The organism is Neobacillus sp. OS1-32, from assembly GCF_030915425.1.
GTDB lineage: Bacteria > Bacillota > Bacilli > Bacillales > Cytobacillaceae > Neobacillus > Neobacillus paridis.
On the sequence record NZ_CP133263.1, the window covers coordinates 4,029,001 to 4,048,862 of the forward strand.

General features: G+C 44.7%; 22 protein-coding genes and 1 tRNA gene. 21 read left to right on the forward strand and 2 right to left on the reverse strand.

Annotated elements, in window-relative coordinates; all coding sequences use genetic code 11:
* The first annotated feature begins 4 nt into the window (after positions 1-4).
* From RCG24_RS19695 to hisIE, 9 genes are all read left to right on the forward strand, one after another.
* Positions 5-559: an acyltransferase gene (locus RCG24_RS19695; protein ID WP_308077837.1), complete on the forward strand. Its 555-nt coding sequence runs from the start codon at positions 5-7 to the stop codon at positions 557-559.
* A 419-nt stretch (positions 560-978) separates the two neighbouring features.
* The gene (locus RCG24_RS19700) at positions 979-2,151 is read left to right on the forward strand and encodes an ATP phosphoribosyltransferase regulatory subunit (protein ID WP_308077838.1); all 1,173 of its coding nucleotides are present in this window, start codon (positions 979-981) and stop codon (positions 2,149-2,151) included.
* Positions 2,144-2,782 (forward strand): ATP phosphoribosyltransferase, encoded by a 639-nt coding sequence (hisG, locus tag RCG24_RS19705; RefSeq protein WP_308077839.1) that lies wholly within the window; start codon positions 2,144-2,146, stop codon positions 2,780-2,782. Before RCG24_RS19700 ends, hisG begins: the two co-directional genes overlap by 8 nt.
* Position 2,783: 1 nt before the next feature.
* Positions 2,784-4,061 (forward strand): histidinol dehydrogenase, encoded by a 1,278-nt coding sequence (gene hisD / locus RCG24_RS19710; protein ID WP_308077840.1) that lies wholly within the window; start codon positions 2,784-2,786, stop codon positions 4,059-4,061.
* Positions 4,062-4,323: 262 nt separating this feature from the next.
* A complete protein-coding gene (gene hisB / locus RCG24_RS19715; protein ID WP_202656221.1) occupies positions 4,324-4,911 on the forward strand; it encodes an imidazoleglycerol-phosphate dehydratase HisB in 588 nt (195 codons plus the stop codon).
* Between the two features lie 95 nt (positions 4,912-5,006).
* Positions 5,007-5,633 (forward strand): imidazole glycerol phosphate synthase subunit HisH, encoded by a 627-nt coding sequence (gene hisH / locus RCG24_RS19720; RefSeq protein WP_308077841.1) that lies wholly within the window; start codon positions 5,007-5,009, stop codon positions 5,631-5,633.
* Positions 5,630-6,361: a 1-(5-phosphoribosyl)-5-[(5-phosphoribosylamino)methylideneamino]imidazole-4-carboxamide isomerase gene (gene hisA / locus RCG24_RS19725; protein ID WP_308077842.1), complete on the forward strand. Its 732-nt coding sequence runs from the start codon at positions 5,630-5,632 to the stop codon at positions 6,359-6,361. Before hisH ends, hisA begins: the two co-directional genes overlap by 4 nt.
* Positions 6,358-7,119, forward strand: coding sequence for an imidazole glycerol phosphate synthase subunit HisF (gene hisF, locus RCG24_RS19730; protein ID WP_202656218.1), 762 nt, complete (start codon positions 6,358-6,360; stop codon positions 7,117-7,119). Before hisA ends, hisF begins: the two co-directional genes overlap by 4 nt.
* Positions 7,116-7,748: a bifunctional phosphoribosyl-AMP cyclohydrolase/phosphoribosyl-ATP diphosphatase HisIE gene (gene hisIE / locus RCG24_RS19735; protein ID WP_202656217.1), complete on the forward strand. Its 633-nt coding sequence runs from the start codon at positions 7,116-7,118 to the stop codon at positions 7,746-7,748. The genes hisF and hisIE overlap by 4 nt, the downstream gene beginning before the upstream one ends.
* 80 nt (positions 7,749-7,828) lie before the next feature.
* Here hisIE and RCG24_RS19740 read toward each other — a convergent pair whose 3' ends face one another.
* Complete coding sequence (locus RCG24_RS19740) at positions 7,829-7,984, reverse strand: hypothetical protein (protein WP_202656216.1); 156 nt, start codon at positions 7,982-7,984, stop codon at positions 7,829-7,831.
* A 72-nt stretch (positions 7,985-8,056) separates the two neighbouring features.
* On the opposite strand from RCG24_RS19740, the gene RCG24_RS19745 reads away from it, so the two are divergent.
* The 7 genes from RCG24_RS19745 to RCG24_RS19775 all read left to right on the forward strand — a co-directional run bounded on the left by RCG24_RS19745 (position 8,057) and on the right by RCG24_RS19775 (position 14,652).
* Positions 8,057-9,550, forward strand: a complete 1,494-nt coding sequence (locus RCG24_RS19745) for a tetratricopeptide repeat protein (protein WP_202656215.1) — start codon at positions 8,057-8,059, stop codon at positions 9,548-9,550.
* A 143-nt stretch (positions 9,551-9,693) separates the two neighbouring features.
* Positions 9,694-10,644, forward strand: a complete 951-nt coding sequence (gene trxB, locus RCG24_RS19750; RefSeq protein ID WP_202656214.1) for a thioredoxin-disulfide reductase — start codon at positions 9,694-9,696, stop codon at positions 10,642-10,644.
* A 212-nt stretch (positions 10,645-10,856) separates the two neighbouring features.
* Positions 10,857-11,315 carry an 8-oxo-dGTP diphosphatase gene (locus RCG24_RS19755; RefSeq protein WP_202656213.1) on the forward strand — a complete coding sequence of 153 codons (459 nt, stop codon included), beginning with the start codon at positions 10,857-10,859 and terminating at the stop codon, positions 11,313-11,315.
* Between the two features lie 11 nt (positions 11,316-11,326).
* On the forward strand, positions 11,327-12,220 hold the full coding sequence (rapZ, locus tag RCG24_RS19760) for an RNase adapter RapZ (RefSeq protein WP_202656212.1): 894 nt from the start codon (positions 11,327-11,329) through the stop codon (positions 12,218-12,220).
* A complete protein-coding gene (gene yvcK, locus RCG24_RS19765; RefSeq protein ID WP_202656211.1) occupies positions 12,217-13,185 on the forward strand; it encodes a gluconeogenesis factor YvcK family protein in 969 nt (322 codons plus the stop codon). The genes rapZ and yvcK overlap by 4 nt, the downstream gene beginning before the upstream one ends.
* Positions 13,186-13,382: 197 nt before the next feature.
* Entirely contained in the window at positions 13,383-14,342 is a 960-nt protein-coding gene (gene whiA, locus RCG24_RS19770; protein ID WP_202656210.1) for a DNA-binding protein WhiA, read from the forward strand.
* A gap of 52 nt (positions 14,343-14,394) precedes the next feature.
* Positions 14,395-14,652 (forward strand): HPr family phosphocarrier protein, encoded by a 258-nt coding sequence (locus RCG24_RS19775; RefSeq protein ID WP_202656209.1) that lies wholly within the window; start codon positions 14,395-14,397, stop codon positions 14,650-14,652.
* A gap of 190 nt (positions 14,653-14,842) precedes the next feature.
* On the opposite strand, the gene clpP is transcribed toward RCG24_RS19775, so the two are convergent.
* A complete protein-coding gene (gene clpP / locus RCG24_RS19780; protein WP_202656208.1) occupies positions 14,843-15,445 on the reverse strand; it encodes an ATP-dependent Clp endopeptidase proteolytic subunit ClpP in 603 nt (200 codons plus the stop codon).
* Between the two features lie 205 nt (positions 15,446-15,650).
* Here clpP and RCG24_RS19785 point away from each other — a divergent pair.
* From RCG24_RS19785 to gap, 5 genes are all read left to right on the forward strand, one after another.
* Positions 15,651-15,722, forward strand: a tRNA-Arg gene (locus tag RCG24_RS19785).
* Positions 15,723-15,898: 176 nt separating this feature from the next.
* Positions 15,899-17,221 carry an RNA polymerase factor sigma-54 gene (rpoN, locus tag RCG24_RS19790; protein WP_308077843.1) on the forward strand — a complete coding sequence of 441 codons (1,323 nt, stop codon included), beginning with the start codon at positions 15,899-15,901 and terminating at the stop codon, positions 17,219-17,221.
* Positions 17,222-17,335: 114 nt separating this feature from the next.
* Positions 17,336-17,587 carry a glutaredoxin family protein gene (locus RCG24_RS19795; RefSeq protein WP_308077844.1) on the forward strand — a complete coding sequence of 84 codons (252 nt, stop codon included), beginning with the start codon at positions 17,336-17,338 and terminating at the stop codon, positions 17,585-17,587.
* Between the two features lie 132 nt (positions 17,588-17,719).
* Positions 17,720-18,742 carry a sugar-binding transcriptional regulator gene (locus RCG24_RS19800; RefSeq protein ID WP_202656205.1) on the forward strand — a complete coding sequence of 341 codons (1,023 nt, stop codon included), beginning with the start codon at positions 17,720-17,722 and terminating at the stop codon, positions 18,740-18,742.
* A 48-nt stretch (positions 18,743-18,790) separates the two neighbouring features.
* Positions 18,791-19,798, forward strand: a complete 1,008-nt coding sequence (gap, locus tag RCG24_RS19805) for a type I glyceraldehyde-3-phosphate dehydrogenase (RefSeq protein WP_202656204.1) — start codon at positions 18,791-18,793, stop codon at positions 19,796-19,798.
* Positions 19,799-19,862: the final 64 nt, after the last annotated feature.

Here is a 19,862-nt window from a genome sequence, read left to right on the forward strand (position 1 = left end):
CGAGATGAGGAAGACAACCCGCTATCCTGTGGAGGGCGCTAACTCCCTCTGGCATGTTTATAAAACGGTCCCATTTTGGAAGGTAGTAAAGAATTTTATGATCATTCAGCTTGCCCGCTACACCCCCTTCTTGGGGATGAAAAATTGGCTTTATCGCACGTTTCTGCGGATGAAGGTCGGCGAACAGACCTCGTTCGCATTAATGGTCATGCTTGATGTAATGTTTCCGGAAAAAATTTCGGTAGGTCGCAATACGGTTATTGGCTACAATACAACGATTCTCGCGCACGAGTATTTGATTAAGGAATATCGGCTTGGAGAAGTGGTCATTGGCGATGAAGTGATGATCGGTGCCAACTCGATAATCATGCCCGGTGTTACCATTGGGAACGGCGCTATCATCTCTGCTGGCACGCTTGTCCATAAGGATGTCCCGCCTGGCTGCTTCGTCGGGGGCAACCCGATGCGGATCATTTACACAAAAGAACAGCTAGCCGAACGCTGGGCGGATGATCCAATCTATAGAAATAAAGAAAGAAGTCTGGACTTTGATAGCTGACTAGGAAAATTTCGCCACACCGCAGTCCTTGATACTGTGGTATTTTTTTTGATTATTTCCTAGTTTGAATGGTTAGACGGGTAAATTCAGAAAACAGACGGGTAAAATGACCATTTTGACGGGTAAAGTCAACCATTAGACGGGTAGTTCGCCATTTTCGACGGGTAAATCCGCAAAACAGACGGGTAAATCCCAAGTGGGAAGGAGAGCCACCGCAACAGTAGTGGAAGGCTGTTGCAAATTAACTGAATTTTTACATATGTTAGTGAAATTGTAAAAGTCCATTAAATCAAATTAAATGAAAAGAATAGTCACACTTTTTCATTGACGAAAGCGATCACGAGGAGTACACTACTAATTAATTAACTTTAACTCTCTAATATATTAGTAGACTAAAGCAAATGAAAAGGATGAACAATATGAGCCGCTTGTTTATGTTTGAAAAGCCGTTAGGGATGCGTGATACACTGCCAGAATTATATGAAAAAAAATACCACATCCGTACGTGCATGGCGGAGACGTTTAAACGATGGGGCTATCAGTTTATGGAAACTCCTACGCTGGAATATTATGAAACGGTCGGCGCGGCATCGGCGATTCATGATGCCCAGCTGTTTAAGTTACTTGATAAAGAAGGCCATACGCTGGTGCTGCGTCCGGAAATGACGACACCGATTGCCCGGGTTGCCGCCTCAAAGTTATTGGAAGAGGACCTTCCCATCCGCCTAGCCTATTGTGCGAACGTCTTCCGCTCCCAGCAGCGAGAAGGAGGAAGGCCGGCGGAGTTTGAGCAGATTGGGATTGAATGTATGAATGAAGATACCGTTGCCGCGGATGGCGAAGTAATCGCATTATTGATTTCTTCTTTAAAAAAAGCAGGGCTTGGTCAATTTCAAATTTCCGTCGGACATGCTGGATTTGCCCAGGAATTATTCGTGCAAATTTTAGGAACAAATGGCCGGGCCACGGCCTTAAGGAAATTTTTATACGAAAAAAATTATGTTGGCTACCGCGAACACGTGAACGCATTAAACCTCTCGTCGATTGATAAGCAACGGCTGCTCAAGCTGCTGCAACTGAGAGGCGGCGAAGAGGTCATGGATGCTGCCGCCGATATGATTGAGCAGGGCAAAGGCAAACAAGCCATCTCTGAATTAACACAGCTTTGGTCGGTGATCAAAGACTACAGTGTTGAAGATCATGTAAAGTTTGATTTCTCCATTGTCAGCCATATGAGCTACTATTCTGGAATTTTATATGAAGTTTATGCCGGAAATGTTGGCTTTCCGATCGGTAACGGCGGCCGCTACCATTTACTAGAGAAGTTTGGCAAAAAAGCAAGCGCAACCGGATTTGCCGTCAGGCTCGACATGTTGCTGGAGGCTTTGGGCAGCGTTCCCTACGAAACTGATACACATTGTATTTTTTTCAGCCAAGAACGGCGCAGGGAGGCTTTTCAACTGGCGCAAAAGCTGCGGGAACAGGGAAAAAAGACCGTTCTCCAAAATATTACCGGGGTCAAAAATCTCGATGCCTTTACCAAACGATTCATCGATACTACCTACCTGATTGGAGGGCGATCGAATGAATGATTTTTTAACCATGGCGATGCCGAAGGGGCGGATTTTTGAAGAAGCAGTGGAATTGCTGCGGAAAGCTGGCTATAAGCTGCCCCCGGAATTTGACGACTCCAGAAAACTGATACTCGATGTTCCGGAGGAAAGCTTAAGGTTTATTTTAGCCAAACCGATGGATGTCGCTACCTATGTTGAGCACGGTGTTGCCGATGTCGGCATTGCCGGCAAGGATGTGCTGCTTGAAGAGGAGCGAGATGTTTACGAGCTCCTGGACTTAAAAATCAGTCCCTGCTATCTGGCGGTTGCCGGCCTTCCCAATACGAAAATGAACGATGTGGCACCAAGGGTGGCGACTAAGTATCCGAATGTGGCCGAAGCCTATTTCCGTGAACAAGGGGAACAGGTAGAAATCATTAAATTAAACGGTTCGATTGAGCTGGCCCCGATCATCGGCTTATCAGACCGGATCGTCGATATTGTCTCAACAGGCCGAACGATGAAGGAAAACGGACTTGTGGAATATGAAAGAATTGTCGATGTAACATCGAGGCTAATTGTCAATCCCGTCAGCTACCGGATAAAAGACGGGCAGATTGATGAGCTTGTCAGACGGCTTCATAACGTTGTTGCAGTGGAGGAATTTTAACATGAAAATCGTAAAGGTAAATGATCTCGTTTCGATCAAGCGGTCGGTAGAAGCAGGAACATTGGAACAGGAGGCTGCCGTCAAGGCCATTATTGCCGCTGTCCGGGCCCGTGGCGATGAGGCAGTCCGAGAGCTGACGGAAAAATTTGACCAGGTGCGGTTGGCTGCTTTTGCGGTCACGGAAACAGAAATCGAAGCCGCCTACGGGCAAGTTTCCGCGGAATTTGTCGGCATTGTCCGGGAAGCTGCGGGAAATATCCGTGCCTTTCACGAAAAACAGCTGCGCCCTTCCTGGATGACAACCGAAGAAAACGGGACGGTTTTAGGGCAAAAAATAACTCCGCTTGATTCAGTCGGCGTGTACGTGCCAGGTGGGACAGCTGCCTACCCGTCATCAGTACTGATGAATGTGCTTCCGGCAAAGGTTGCCGGTGTGAAAAGAATTGTCATGGTTTCACCGCCCGACCGTGCCGGACGTTTGCCGGCGGCCGTGCTGGTAGCGGCAAAAGAGGCGGGGGTCGAAGAAATTTATAAAGTCGGCGGGGCGCAGGCAATTGCTGCCCTTGCCTATGGAACGGAATCGATTTCCCCGGTTGATAAAATTACCGGCCCGGGCAATATATTTGTTGCCCTTGCGAAACGCGAGGTCTTCGGAGATGTTGATATTGATATGATTGCCGGTCCAAGCGAGATTGCGATTTTAGCAGATGAGACGGCACTTGCTGATGAAATCGCCGCCGATCTGTTGTCGCAGGCGGAGCATGACCCGCGGGCCTGCAGTGTTCTCGTCACGCCTTCATTGGCGCTGGCCGAAGCCGTTTCGGTCGAGGTGGAGCGGCAGCTTGCGGTGCTTCCACGCTGTGGAATTGCTGAGCGGTCGATAACCGATTACGGCGCCATCTATGTTACCGCGGATCTTGATGAAGCAGCAGAGGTTGTGAACGAGCTGGCCCCGGAACATCTGGAGTTGATGACTGCGGATCCAATCGAACTGCTTGGGAGGATTCGCCACGCCGGCGCGATATTTATTGGACGATACAGTTCAGAGCCCGTTGGCGACTATTTTGCCGGGCCCAACCACGTATTGCCGACAAATGGCACAGCCCGGTTTTCCAGTCCGCTAAACGTTGATGATTTTCAAAAGAAATCCAGCGTGATAATCTACAGTAAGAAGGCTTTTATGGAAAATGCCGGGAAAATTGCTGCGTTTGCCCGAATCGAAGGACTGGAAGCCCACGCCCGCGCAGTGGAGACCCGTCTCAAAAATAAAAAAGATTAGACTGTCGCCATTGGGACAAAACACCGTGAAAAAATAGTGAAACCGTCTTTCAGAAGGCTTCCAAAGGACAAAACGCATCGAAAAAATAGTCAAACTGTCTTTAATAAGGTTTCTAAAGGACAAAACGTATTAGAATAACTATGAAACTGTCTTTAATAGAAACGCTAAAGGACAAAGAGCCCTATGAAAAAGGCAATATGGTCTTTCATCAAGATAAAAACTTACTAAAGCGCACCATCCAAATCAAGGAGGCATGAACCTCATGGAAAGAATGGCAAGTATCGAACGCAAGACAAACGAAACCAATATTCAATTAACATTAGCAATTGACGGGGAAGGCCGCGCCAACCTTGAAACCGGCGTTCCTTTTCTGACCCATATGCTTGACCTGTTTACCAAGCACGGCCAATTCAATTTAACCGTTGACGCCAAAGGCGATACCGAAGTGGATGACCACCACACAACCGAGGATATTGGCATCTGCCTGGGACAGGCACTGCGTGAGGCGCTGGGGAACAAGCGGGGCATCAAGCGATACGGTAACGCTTTTGTCCCGATGGATGAGGCGTTAGCCCAGGTGGTGGTTGACCTCAGCAACCGCCCTCACTTTGAAATGCGCGGTGAGCTTCCGGCCCAAAAGGTGGGCACATTTGATACGGAGCTTGTCCATGAATTTCTCTGGAAGCTGGCGTTGGAAGCCCGGATGAATCTCCACGTAATCATTCATTATGGAAAAAATACACATCATATGATTGAAGCCGTTTTTAAAGCTCTGGCGCGCGCTCTCGACGAGGCAACCACTGTGGACCCGCGGATCAAAGGGGTTCCTTCGACAAAAGGGATGCTATAAAAGAACCAGTATCGCAACGCAAAGACACAATTTAAAAATAACAAGTATTTCAGCGCAAAGACACAATATAAAAATTTCGGGTGGTGGTAGCCACGATGATAGGAATTGTAGACTATGGCATGGGAAATCTGTTCAGTGTCAGCAAGGCATTGGAACGGCTCCACGCCGACTATTTAATAACTTCTGATAAACACAAATTGCTGGCAGCTGATGCCTTGATTCTTCCCGGGGTTGGCGCCTTTCGTGATGCGATGGATCAGCTGCCCGCCGATACAATACAACAATTTGCGGCTAGCGGGAAACCGCTTCTCGGTATTTGCCTCGGTATGCAGCTGCTGTTCGAAAGTAGTGAGGAGAACGGTTTTACCAAAGGCCTCGGTCTGCTTCCGGGCAGTGTTCGCCGTTTTCCAGGAAAAACAAATGACGGGACAGCTTACAAAGTACCGCACATGGGGTGGAATCGGCTGGAGTTTATCCAGGATTCGCCGCTATTAACCAACCTGGAAGAGGATTATGTTTATTTCGTCCATTCTTACTTAGTCAGTGCAAAAAACTCACCGGTTACCCTGGCAAAAACCGACTACCATGAGCAGGTGGCTGCGGTTGTTGGTCGAGACCATATTTTTGGCATGCAGTTCCATCCGGAGAAAAGCAGCAAGCTAGGCATGGCGTTGCTAGGCAATTTTTTAAAAATAGCTGCGGAAAGGAAAGCGGTTCGATGAGGTTTACGATTTATCCGGCGATTGATATGCGGGGCGGAAAATGTGTCCGTCTCTTGCAGGGAGATTATGATAAGGAAACGATATACGCTGATTCCCCTTTTGGTATGGCAAGCCAGTTTGCAGCCGAGGGAGCGGAGTGGATTCACATGGTTGATCTTGATGGGGCCAAGGATGGCAAGCGGGTTAACAATAACTTTGTGATCAAAGCGGCAAAAAAGCTGCCAAAGGTAAAAATTCAAATTGGCGGCGGAATCCGTACCGAGGCCGATATTGTTCATTATCTGGACAACAAGATAGACCGCGTGATTATCGGCAGCATCGCCGTCTCCAACCCGGAGTTTGCTATCGAAATGATTAAAAAATACGGCTCACACATTGCGATTGGCATCGATGCGAAAAACGGCTATGTTGCTACCCATGGCTGGCTTGAAACTTCGGCAGTAAAGGCAATGGAGCTGGGCAAGCGCTTTGCGGACGCCGGTGCGGAGACATTTATTTTTACCGATATTGCCACTGATGGGATGTTGTCGGGACCTAATATAGCGGCTGTCAGCGAAATGGCCGAGGTTACCGGCAAAAACGTAATTGCTTCAGGCGGGGTTAGCAGTCTCACAGATCTCAAGGCATTAGCAAAAGCCCAAACGATCAGCGGTGTCATTATCGGAAAAGCATTATATGAAAAACGCTTTACACTAGAGGAAGCGTTGAAAGAGGTGGGCTCCCAATGACCCTTACCAAAAGGATTATTCCGTGCCTCGATGTAAAAGATGGACGCGTTGTCAAGGGAATTCAATTTGTGCAGCTACGTGATGCCGGCGATCCGGTCGAGCTGGCTCGCTTTTATGATCAGCAGGGAGCGGATGAGCTGGTGTTTTTAGATATTTCTGCTTCAGTTGAAGGCAGAAAAACAATGGTGGAGGTTGTCAAAGCCGTCGCTTCGCAGCTGGCGATTCCGTTTACGGTCGGCGGCGGGATAAACACCCTTGAGGATATGAAAAAAATTCTCCGTGCCGGAGCCGATAAGGTGTCGCTTAACACAGCTGCCGTCGAAAATCCCGGACTAATAAAACAGGGCGCCGACTTTTTCGGCTCGCAATGTATCGTGGTGGCAATTGATGCCAAGTTTGACCCGGACATCGATACATGGCGGGTCTATACTCACGGCGGCCGGAAAGCGACCGAGAAAACGGTGCTCGACTGGGCACGGGAGGCAGCGGAGCTTGGCGCCGGAGAAATTTTGCTAACAAGCATGGACAGTGATGGTGAAAAAAATGGCTTTGACCTCAAATTGACAAAGGCAGTTAGTGAGGCGGTAACCATTCCGGTCATTGCCTCGGGCGGTGCTGGAAACGCCGAACATTTTGCTCAGGCCTTTGAAAAAGGCAAGGCAGATGCAGCCTTGGCGGCTTCGATTTTTCACTATAAAGAAACCTCAGTGCAAGAAGTGAAAAGCTATTTGCGGGAAAAGGGAGTGACGGTTCGATGAATTCGAACGAAATCAAATTTGATGAAAAAGGACTTGTTCCGGCGATTATCCAAGATGCGCAAACCTTGGCAGTCTTAACGCTGGCCTATATGAATAAGGAATCGCTTGAAAAAACGCTTGCCACCGGTGAAACCTGGTTCTTCAGCCGTTCCCGCCAAGAGCTGTGGCATAAAGGGGAAACAAGCGGCAACACGCAGACCGTTGTCGACATTCAGTACGATTGTGACCAAGATGCGCTGCTCGTCCTCGTAAATCCAAAAGGGCCGGCCTGCCACACCGGTGCCGTTAGCTGTTTTGCCCAAGGAGTGGCGGAACGAAAAACCAATCTGGGTGATTATCAGATTCTCCAAACGCTGGAACAAATCATCCAACAACGCGAGCAGGAGCGTCCCGAAGGTGCCTATACCACCTATTTGTTTGAAAAAGGTGTCGATAAAATTTTGAAAAAAGTCGGGGAAGAATCGGCCGAAGTGATTATCGCCGCGAAAAACCGCAGTCATGAGGAGCTGAAGTGGGAAGCGGCAGATCTTTTGTACCACTTGCAGGTGTTGTTGGTCGAGCAAGGCCTGCCCTTCACTGAAATATTAAAAACATTAGAAGAAAGACACCATCAAAAAGACCGGTCCTAACCGTGTAAAAAGATAAGGATAAAATTTTGTCACACCACAGTCCTTGATACTGTGGTGTTTTTTCGGATTATTTTACCAGTTTAAATGGTTAGACGGATAAAATCACAAAACAGACGGGTAAAATGACCATTTTGACGGGTAAATTCAACAATTAGACGGGTAAATCTCCATTTTCGACGGGTAAATCTGTAAAACAGACGAGTAAACCCAGCCAAAACATTTTCCAGAAACAGCATTCGGAATCCCTTCTCGTTTGCCATCCAAATATGTTATACTTCATAGGGTATGAAAGGATGATGGAGGACTTCATGAGTAAAAACGCAAAAGCAACAATTCATAAAGGAAAAATTGTTTCATTTATTCCGACGGGGGAATATTACTTTAAAAAGGGAATCAAGGCATATCATCGACGTGATTTTTTAAACGCAAAAAAATATCTGGAACGGGCGCTTCAGCTTGAGCCGGGTGAACCGATGATTGCCTGCCAGTTGGCGATTGTGTCAACAGAACTGGGCGAATTTGAACATTCCAATCGGCTGTTACACCTCATCCTTGAAGATCTTGATCACGAAATGGTGGAATGTCACTACTTTTTAGCGAATAATTATGCCCATCTAGGATTTTTTAAAGATGCCTATCACCATGCGATGCTGTATTTACAAGCAGACCCCGATGGTGATTTTTCTGAAGATGCCGAGGAATTGCTTGAACTGCTTTCGTTTGAAGCAGGCGAGCTTGAAGATGAATTTTACCAGCAGGATGATCTGATCGTGAAACAGGAACAGGCACGCGACCTCCTGGAATCGGGCTACCTGCCCAAAGCGATTGAGATCCTTAAGGAAGTCATCGAAGAGTACCCTGAGTATTGGTCGGCTTACAACAACCTGGCGCTGGCTTATTTTTATCTAGGCAAACCTGAAAAGGCCGAAGCCATTTTAAATGAAGTGTTGGAGCGAAATCCGGGAAATCTTCATGCCCTCTGCAACAAGATGATATTTGCCCACTATCAGGGACGCTTTAAATATGTCGAGCAATGCATGGCCTCGTTAAAAAAAATTCAGCCGCTCTTAAGCGAGCATCAATTTAAGCTGGGGACCTCGTTTGCCTTGGTAGGCGAATATGAACTGGCCTATGTTTGGCTGAAAAAATTATATAAAACCGGTTATGATGGCGACGGTCCATTCTATTATTGGCTCTCGTACTCAGCCTTCCATACCGGTCATGAAACGTTTGCCAAAGCCATTTGGAATAAGCTGCTGGAACTAAATCCGGAAAAAGAAGGCAGTGAACCTTGGAATGACAATCAGGACCAAATCAGTGGGTTAGAGAATATGTCAGGCTCCATTTTTCAAAAGATGGAAAGTGACTATGTGGAAGAACGGTTATTTGCCTTGTTTCTGACGACTGTTTCAAATAAAAAAGAGGAGATTATCACCTCGAAAAAATTGTTTCAAAATCATAAGTTTACCGCTTTGGAAAAGGAATATATCTCTTGGATTCGCTCCGGCAAACCATCCCGGACAGCGGACGCACAAGAAATAGCAGAACTTTTTTATGAGAATTACCAGCCGATCGGAACCATCGAAGCAGGTCTTTACTTGATGTGGTTTTCGGTGTTTGCCGAAGCATCTAAAGCAGGCGTCCGTTTGAAAAATAAACGCGCCTGGGCAGGTGCAGTGGAATATACCTGGCACAAGCTGCGCAGCGAAAAAGTATCGCAGCAGGAAATGGCCAAACGCTATGATATTTCGACTGCAACAATTGGCAAATATGTGAAATTGGTTCAGGAGTTTTTACGCTAAAAGCAAGCAGATTTTTGGACTCTATTTGAAATATTTATTACGATTAAGTAGGGAATACTAATGCTTAATCGTTTTTTTTTGTAATTTATAGTTTGGCACATATTGTAAATGTTCTAGCTTTTTTATAAGGAGTGAAATTAAAAATGACAGAAGAAAAAATTTATGATGTCATTATCGCTGGTGCTGGTCCAGCGGGGATGACTGCAGCTGTTTATACATCGCGTGCTAATCTGTCAACGCTGATGATCGAGCGGGGCATGCCAGGCGGGCAGATGGCCAATACCGAAGAGGTGGAAAACTATCCGGGCTATGAGAGCATTCTTGGTCCTGATTTATCGACAAAAATGTTTGAGCATGCGAAGAAATTCGGGGCTGAATATGCTTATGGTGATATAAAAGAGATTATCGACTACGGGGACTACAAACTGGTCAAAGCCGGTTCAAAGCAATATAAAGCGTATGCCGTTATCATTGCTACCGGTGCAGAGTATAAAAAAATTGGCGTTCCCGGTGAGCAGGAGCTCGGCGGCCGCGGCGTTTCTTATTGTGCCGTGTGCGATGGGGCCTTTTTCAAAGGGAAAGAGCTCTATGTGATAGGAGGCGGTGACTCCGCGGTTGAAGAGGGAGTGTATTTAACCCGCTTCGCTTCGAAGGTAACGATTGTTCACCGCCGCGATCAGCTGCGGGCACAAAAAATCCTTCAAGATCGTGCCTTTGCGAATGAGAAAGTTGATTTTATCTGGAATCATACGGTGAAGTCGATCAACGAAAAGGACGGAAAAGTGGGCAGTATCACGCTTGTATCAACAAAAACCGGCGAAGAACAGGAACTGCCGGCAGACGGTGTGTTTATTTATATTGGCATGGTCCCGCTGACAAAGCCATTTCAAGCACTGGGAATAACCAATGAAAATGGTTATATTGAAACAAATGAAAATATGGAAACGAAGATACCTGGGATTTTCGCTGCTGGGGATGTTCGTGAAAAAACACTGCGCCAAATTGTTACAGCAACAGGTGACGGGAGTATTGCCGCGCAAACGGCTCAACACTATGTGGAAGAATTGAAAGAAGCAATGAAATTAAAGAAATAAAATAGTAATTTGATTATCACTCAACTGTAACAACTGTGAAATATTGTTAGGGTATGATAAGAGTAATTGACCCCCTTTAAGAATATATTTTTTCGTGCGCAGGACCAGCAGCCTGTGCTTTTTTTTACGCTGCCAAAATAGTATAATGAAATGAACAAAATTTTTTTGGAGTTTGAAGCACTCAACGCTTTTTCAAAGAGAAGGTGAGTAGAATGCAGCGGGTCACCAATTGTGTACTGATTAAAGACAAAAAGGTATTATTGCTGCAAAAGCCGCGTCGCGGTTGGTGGGTGGCTCCCGGTGGCAAGATGGAGCCGGGTGAATCGGTTCGCGACTCCTGCATCCGGGAATTTCGTGAGGAAACCGGAGTATACTTAAAAAACCCTCAGTTAAAAGGGATTTTTACGATGATTATGAAAGAAGGAGACCAGCTTCTTTCGGAATGGATGATGTTTACGTTCGTGGCAACCGAATCAGATGGGGTGGATCTCGACGAATCTGAGGAAGGAAAGCTCGAATGGCATTCAATTGAATCGATCAAAGCGTTGCCGATGGCTGCCGGTGATTATCACATCATTGATTACATGATTCACGGCAAAGGAATCATCTATGGCACTTTTACCTATACAAAAGACTTTCAGCTCATTAATTATCGATTAGATCCAAGTTAGGGGGAAAAACAATGAGTACCGGTTCGACAAGTGATATCCAAATGGTGATCATTACCGGAATGTCCGGCGCTGGGAAAACTGTTGCGATTCAAAGTTTTGAAGATCTGGGGTTTTTCTGTGTTGATAATTTGCCTCCTACGCTGCTTCCGAAATTTCTTGAACTTATGAAGGAATCCGGGAATAAAATGAATAAAGTGGCCCTTGTCATGGATCTTCGGGGCAGGGAATTTTTTGACCATCTGTTTAAGGCTTTGGATGATTTGGCGGAAACCTCATGGGTGACCCCACAGATCCTATTTTTAGATGCTGATGATGCCACATTAGTCCGCAGATACAAGGAGACAAGAAGGTCGCATCCGCTTGCCAAATCAGGACTTCCGCTTGAAGGAATAACCCTTGAAAGAGAGCTCTTGGAAGAGTTAAAGGGAAGGGCCCAGTTAATTTACAACACTTCCCAGATGAAACCGCGAGAATTACGGGAGAAGATTGTAACGGAATTTACCGCAAATAAGCAATCCATTTTTACCGTCAATGTCATGTCATTTGGCTTTAAATATGGACTTCCGATTGACGCTGACCTCGTGTTTGATGTACGCTTCTTGCCCAATCCCCATTATATTGAGCATATGCGGCCCAAGACAGGACTGGATGAGGAAGTATCCAGCTATGTTCTGAAATGGAATGAAACGCAGCGATTTCTTGAAAAAGTGACAGACTTGCTGGGGTTCATGCTCCCACATTATAAACGTGAGGGGAAGGCTCAGCTCGTTATTGCGGTTGGCTGTACCGGCGGGCAGCATCGGTCCGTCGCCTTAGCTGAGTATATCGGTCACTATTTTGAAAAGGATTACAAAACCGTTATTTCACACCGTGACATTGAGAAGAGAAAGGAAAAAACTACATGAGTGATTATGAGAAGCCCAGAATTGTTGTCATCGGCGGAGGAACAGGGCTGCCGGTCTTGTTAAGAGGCCTAAAGCAATATCCTGTTGAAATAACCGCTATTGTAACGGTTGCCGATGATGGCGGCAGTTCAGGCAAAATTCGCGAAGACCTGAATATTCCACCGCCGGGGGATGTCCGCAACGTACTGGCGGCATTGGCGGATGTGGAACCACTAGTTGAGGAAATGTTTCAACATCGGTTTAAAACAACGAATCAACTTTCAGGACATTCACTTGGCAATCTCATTTTAGCAGCCATGACCTCGATTACCGGTAATTTTGTATATGCGATTCAGGAAATGAGTAAGGTCTTGAATGTTCGCGGCAGAGTCTTGCCCGCGGCCAACCAAAGTGTAGTATTACATGCTGAAATGGAAGATGGCACCATTATTTCGGGGGAATCAAAGATCCCTTATTCCGGGAAAAAAATCAACCGGGTGTTTTTGACGCCTGAAAATATTCTTCCGTTACCGGAAACCCTTCAGGCCATTCATCAGGCTGATTTAATTATTATCGGCCCTGGCAGTCTCTATACGAGTATTTTGCCAAATCTACTAGTCCCCGGATTAGGGGATGCTGTCTGTCACGCAGCGGCAAAAAAAGTGTATATTTGTAATTTAATGACCCAAGCCGGAGAAACCTACGGCTTTGCCGCAAGCGACCATGTGAAGGCGATTTATCATCATATGAATTGTGCGTTTATCAATACCATTCTGGTCAATAACAGAGAAATCCCGCAGGATGTGCAGCTTCGTTATAAGGAAGAACTGGCCAGCCCGGTACGATATGATTTACCGCAATTATATGAACTGGGAATCGAGGTCGTCCATGCCGATATTGCCAACCTTGAAAATGGAGCATTACGGCATGATCCCAAAAAAGTGGCAAAAATTTTATATAATTTGCTCATTAATGAAACTATATAACGGTATGAAGCGTAAATAAATTATATAGTATGGGAAAGAGCAAAGGGAGCACTTTTTAAGGACCCCCGCAAGGAATTTTTCAGTTGAAAATGGATGTTTTTTTAGTGTCTGAGGAAATAAGGAAATAGTCTCTGAATTAAATTCTACAGTATATGGCGGTGGGGAATACCATATCTATTTTTAATGGAGGTGAGGGAATGTCTTTCGCTTCGGAAACGAAAAAGGAATTAACCAATCTGGAAGTGAAAAGCTGCTGTATTCGTGCGGAGCTGTCGGCTCTTATTCGCATGAATGGTTCCCTTTCCTTTTCCAATCGTGGGGTAGTTGTTGACATCCAAACGGAAAATGCGGCCATTGCCAGGAGAATTTATACTTTATTAAAAAAAAGATACGACGTCCAAGTTGAATTGCTGGTACGAAAGAAAATGCGCTTGAAAAAGAATAATGTCTACATTGTCCGCTTAATGCAACAAGCAAGAGAAATTTTGGAAGATACGATGATCTTAGGTGAAGGCTTTACATTTATTCATGACATCTCACCTGAACTTGTAAAGAAGAAATGCTGCAGGCGTTCCTATTTGCGCGGTGCTTTTCTGGCTGGGGGTTCAGTGAATAATCCGGAAACATCATCCTATCATTTGGAAATTTCCTCCCTTTACAAGGAACATAATGATTCTTTATGTGAATTGATGAATTCCTTTAGGCTCAACAGTAAGACACTCGAGCGGAAAAAGGGCTTTATTACGTACTTAAAGGAAGCGGAGAAAATTACCGAGTTCTTAAACATTATTGGTGCACATAATGCCTTACTCCGTTTTGAGGATATCAGGATCGTCAGAGACATGCGTAATTCTGTTAACCGGCTGGTAAATTGTGAAACCGCTAACCTCAATAAGACGATCGGGGCGTCAATTAGGCAGGTCGAAAATATCCGTTATATTGATCAAACCGTAGGTCTGCAGATTTTGCCCGATAAGCTGCGGGAAATTGCTGAGCTTCGCCTGCAATATACCGATGTTACGCTGAAAGAACTGGGCGAGCTGGTGACGGGAGGGGCAATTAGCAAATCCGGAATCAATCATCGCTTAAGGAAAATTGATGAGATTGCCGAAAAGCTGCGTGCCGGGGATCTGCCCACGAAGGATAAACAGATTTAAGTTTGTGAAAAAATAAACAAGAATAGAGAGAATTTGAGGAGGAATTTGGATTATGTTAGAGAAACAAGTGGAAGTAAAACTGAAAACGGGGCTACAAGCGCGGCCGGCAGCTCTGTTTGTGCAGGAAGCCAATCATTTCTCGGCTGATATTTTTTTAGAAAAGGATGGCAAAAGGGTGAATGCCAAAAGTATTATGGGGCTAATGAGCCTGGCAGTCGGTTCCGGTGTCGAAATTACGATCATTGCTGACGGGGAAGACGAAGAGACTGCGATTCAAACGTTAACTGATTTTATCGAAAAGGATCACTAAACATAAACAAGCGGGCTGGCCAATGGGTTAGCCCTTTTTATTGTAAAAAAGAACAACCAACAGGTTAACGCTGGTTGTTCTTTGAAAATTGTCTAGCACCACAAGGAAAGCTTCGTCAGCATTGGCATCGCACGAAGGAAAAGCGATGGCTTTTTCGAGGGGCTAACCAAGGCGCTTGCGCTTTTTGTTTTTATTTATCTTTTTTGTCCAAGATATTGCGGGAAATGATGTTGTCAATCAAACCGTATTCCTTTGCTCTCTCAGCTGTCATGAAGTTATCGCGGTCAGTATCGCGCTGAATCACTTCAATCGGCTGACCGGTGCGTTCGGCTAAAATACCGTTTAATTTTTCGCGCAAGAAAAGGATGCGTTTAGCAGCAATTTCGATTTCCGTTGCCTGCCCTTGGGCACCGCCTAAAGGTTGGTGAATCATGACTTCGGCATTTGGTAAGGCAAACCGTTTTCCTTTTTCACCAGCTGCCAGCAAAAATGCTCCCATGGAGGCCGCCATCCCAATGCAGACCGTCGATACGTCCGGCTTAATATACTGCATCGTATCATAAATGGCCATACCGGCAGTGATACTGCCGCCTGGGCTGTTAATATAAAGGGTAATATCTTTTTCTGGGTTTTCCGCTTCCAGGAATAGCAGTTGTGCGACAATACTATTGGCGACGTTATCATCGATGGCACTTCCAAGCATGATGATCCGGTCTTTTAACAGACGGGAATAAATATCATACGCTCTTTCACCGCGATTTGTTTGTTCAATGACTGTAGGAATTAGATTCATTTTTCTTTCCTCCTTTAATTAAAAGGCTTAAAACTATGTATTGTTATCATACACTAATGGTCAATAAAGGTCAAACAATATACCCTTCATTTTTTTCGCCATCTTTCCTTCAATCAGCTTAACCAATTAGGCTGCAATTTAAAACAAAATTTGCACTTGCAAAGTGAAGCAAAGTGACTTATAATATGTAAGTCGCTAATATTAAGCCCTCGTGGTGTAACGGATAACACGCAAGATTCCGGTTCTTGTACTGGGGGTTCGATTCCCTCCGAGGGCGCTAGGGTACACTCAAGGAAACCTTCTTATCTGTGTGATAGGAGGTTTTTTCTTTTAATAAGCGATTTTTTGTTATTTGTATTTTCTGACAATTGAAAACAAAAATTGAAGATTGAACAATTTTCCATACACCAAAGCTCTTGTTTCATGTAAAATAACCTTAAGGAGGGGAGTGTTATGAATTTAAAAGCAGGTTTATGGCAGCAGCAAACACTGAAGCTCACAATGACTCAAGAGTTGTCACAGGCAATTGCTTTGTTGCAATATTCTACGCAAGAGCTGACGGAGTTTTTGGAGAATAAGGCACTTGAAAATCCTTTAATCCAAATTGACCAAGTGAATGTGCAGCCGATGAATCCCCTAATAGACCGAAATCGTCGGAAGCATCAAAAAGTGGAAAAGGACTGGATTGAACAAATTGCTGCCAAACCATTTTCACTAGAAGAACAATTAATATCGCAACTTAATATAAAAGCGTTATCAGATGACCAATTACGCGTGATTCGCCATTTAATTTATAACTTGGATGAAAACGGTTACTTTACCGGAGATTTGGCTGAAATTGCAGTAAAGCTGCAAGTAAACCAAGAATTGGTTGAAGCTTGCTTGATGATGATTCAGTCGCTGGAACCGATTGGAATTGGAGCACGAAATCTGCAAGAATGCTTGCTTATCCAAGTGGAATATGAATATCCCGATAATGAACTGGCCAAGAAAATCATTTCCGATTATTTTGTCCCCTTTGCGGAAAAGAAATGGAAGCAAATTGCCAAGGAACTGCAGGTAACGCTAAAGGATATCCAGGATGTTTTTGATGAAATTCAACTATTGGATCCAAAGCCGGGTGCTGTATTGGGGAGTGAAACTTCCGCTTATATCATTCCGGACGTGATTGTCGAACAAACTCCTGAAGGCTTAACGGTTCGAATGTTCGACGATATGCTCCCGAAAATCAGCTTTAATCAGCAGTACTATAACCAATTTAAGAATCAGGATCAGCAGGTTAACCGCTTCTTACAAGATAAGGTTCAGGATTATCAATGGATTCAGAAAAGCATTGAACAGCGCCGTGAAACATTGACAAGGGTTGTCACCAAAATCGTTGAAAAGCAAACCGCTTTCTTTGAAAATGGCCCTGAAAGCTTGGTGCCTATGACGATGAAGGAGCTGGCAGCCGAACTGGATATTCATGAATCAACGGTCAGCCGGGCTGTCCGCGAGAAATATGTGCAAACACCGATCGGCACTTTTACCTTAAAATCATTTTTTACCAGCACGATCCAAACGGTTGGCGGCGATGAACAAACCTCTTCTGCCCAAGTTAAAAAGGCCATCACCCGCTTAGTCGAAAAGGAAGACAAAGCAAAACCACTGTCCGACCAAGACATCGTGGAACAATTAAAAATAACCGAAGGAATCATCGTGTCACGCAGAACCATCGCCAAATACCGTGACCAACTAGGCATCCCATCCTCATCCAAGAGAAAAAGATTTAACTAATTTGGTGTCTTTAATTTGGTGCCTGACACCATCCGTGGACATTTGTCCGTCTGGAGTGGACAAAATACCAAGTATTACCACGCAAACGCAAGTTTAGAAAGGAATTCTAATAATATGCCAAGACGAGTCGTAACGATATATTCGAGGAAACGTTGTCCGTTATGTGATAAAGCGAAGGTTGTTTTGCTCGAGTTGAGGGAAGAATATCATTTTACGTTGGAGGAAGTGGATATTGAGACAAGTGACGAACTCACCGAGCGCTATGGTTTGATGATTCCGGTCGTCCATATCGACGGTGAAGAGGTTGCTTATGGAATTGTTAATAAAATTGACATAAGTAACCGCTTGCAAAATGGAGCAAAATGATTGAAATTGGCCATCACTACTGCTACAATAAAAAACGTAGACGGGGTGATTTTTTTGCAGCAGGCGGGACATAATATGTCTATGATGGACATTTTTTGACCAACTGCATATAATAATAAAGGAGAAGCAAAGATGCAGTCTTTTATTGATATTACCAAAAGACTATTACCTGATTTCCTGCCAGTGTTGCAAAAACGCTATGCGATCCTTCGTTCTATCAGATATTTGCAGCCTGTGGGAAGAAGAAGTTTAGCCGGCAGTCTTGATCTAACGGAGAGAATTCTCCGTAGTGAAGTAGACTTCCTCAAAGATCAAAATCTTATTACCGTCAGTAATACGGGAATGAGATTAACTCAGGAAGGAAAAAACCTCCTTGAGGATTTAGAAGGGTTGATGCGCGAATTAAAAGGGATTGATGTCCTGGAGCTGGAACTCAAGCATCGCTTAGGCATCAAAAAAGTCATCATCGTACCGGGAAATGCGGATGAGTCCCCTTTTGTGAAAAGTGAACTGGGCAAAGCAGCAGCAGCCTGTATGAAAAAGCTTTTGCAAGGGGAAAATATCATCGCCATTACTGGCGGTTCAACAATGGCGGCTGTGGCAGAGAAGTTAACACCGGAAACGGAGGAAAAGAAATTGCTATTTGTGCCAGCTCGCGGCGGAATCGGTGAAGATGTTCAAAATCAAGCCAACACGATTTGTGCGATAATGGCCAGAAACACAAATGGCAAACATCGGGTATTTTATGTGCCTGACCAGGTGAGTACAGAAATCTATCAATCCTTGATTAAAGAGCCGGATATCGAAGAAAATTTACATTTAATAAAGTCAGCTAACATGATCCTTCATGGGATTGGAGATGCTATTACAATGGCCAAGCGCCGGAAAAGCACTCCCGAGCTGCTTTCGCGGCTTGCTGACAACCAGGCTGTGGGGGAGGCATTTGGCTACTATTTTAATGAGGCTGGCGAAATTGTTCATAAGGTGCTAACACTCGGAATTCAGCTTGAGGACCTCGAGGATATCCCCCATGTTTTAGCAGTTGCTGGAGGAGCTTCAAAGGCAAAGGCAATCAAAGCCTACATGAAAAAAGCACCCGCATCGACGATTCTGATCACCGATGAAGGGGCTGCAGAATGGTTAATAAAAGGGTAATCCCTTTTTAATAATTTATCCTTATCCAAATAAAGGAGGAACTATATCATGACAGTAAAAGTTGGTATTAATGGATTTGGTCGTATTGGACGTAACGTTTTTCGAGCAGCATTAAACAATAGCAATGTTGAAATTGTGGCAATCAACGATTTAACAGATGCTAATATGTTGGCTCACCTTTTAAAATTCGACTCTGTTCATGGAACACTAAAAGAAGATGTTACCGTTGATGGCGAATACCTCGTTGTTGGCGGCCATAAAGTAAAAGTGCTTGCTGAACGTGATCCTGCACAACTTGGCTGGGGCGACCTTGGTGTTGAAGTTGTCATCGAATCAACTGGCCGTTTTACAAAACGTGAAGATGCTGCAAAACATCTTGAAGCAGGTGCAAAAAAAGTTATTATTTCTGCACCAGGTAAAAACGAAGATATCACCATTGTTATGGGTGTTAACGAAGATAAATATGATCCGGCAAACCACCATGTTGTTTCCAACGCCTCTTGTACAACAAACTGCTTGGCACCATTTGCAAAAGTATTGAATGACCATTTCGGTATCAAACGCGGTATGATGACAACGGTTCACTCTTATACCAATGACCAGCAAATTCTTGACTTGCCGCACAAGGATTACCGTCGTGCCCGTGCTGCTGCTGAAAGTATGATCCCAACGACAACGGGTGCAGCAAAAGCAGTTGCGCTTGTATTACCGGAATTAAAAGGTAAATTAAATGGTATGGCCATGCGCGTGCCAACTCCAAACGTGTCAGTAGTAGACTTGGTCGCGGAACTTGAAAAAGATGTTACCGTCGAAGAAGTCAACGGAGCATTAAAAGCAGCTGCTGAAGGACCATTAAAAGGAATTTTAGCTTACTCTGAACTTCCACTGGTTTCTCGTGACTATAACGGAACAACTGTTTCTTCAACGATTGATGCTCTTTCAACGATGGTACTAGAAGGCAACATGGTGAAAGTATTATCCTGGTACGATAACGAAGTAGGTTATTCAAACCGCGTCGTTGACCTTGTTGACTACATTGCCAAAAAAGGACTTTAATTCTTTTTTGGTTATGAATGGTATTTTTATCACAAACTGTTTATAATAATTATGGTATTCCATG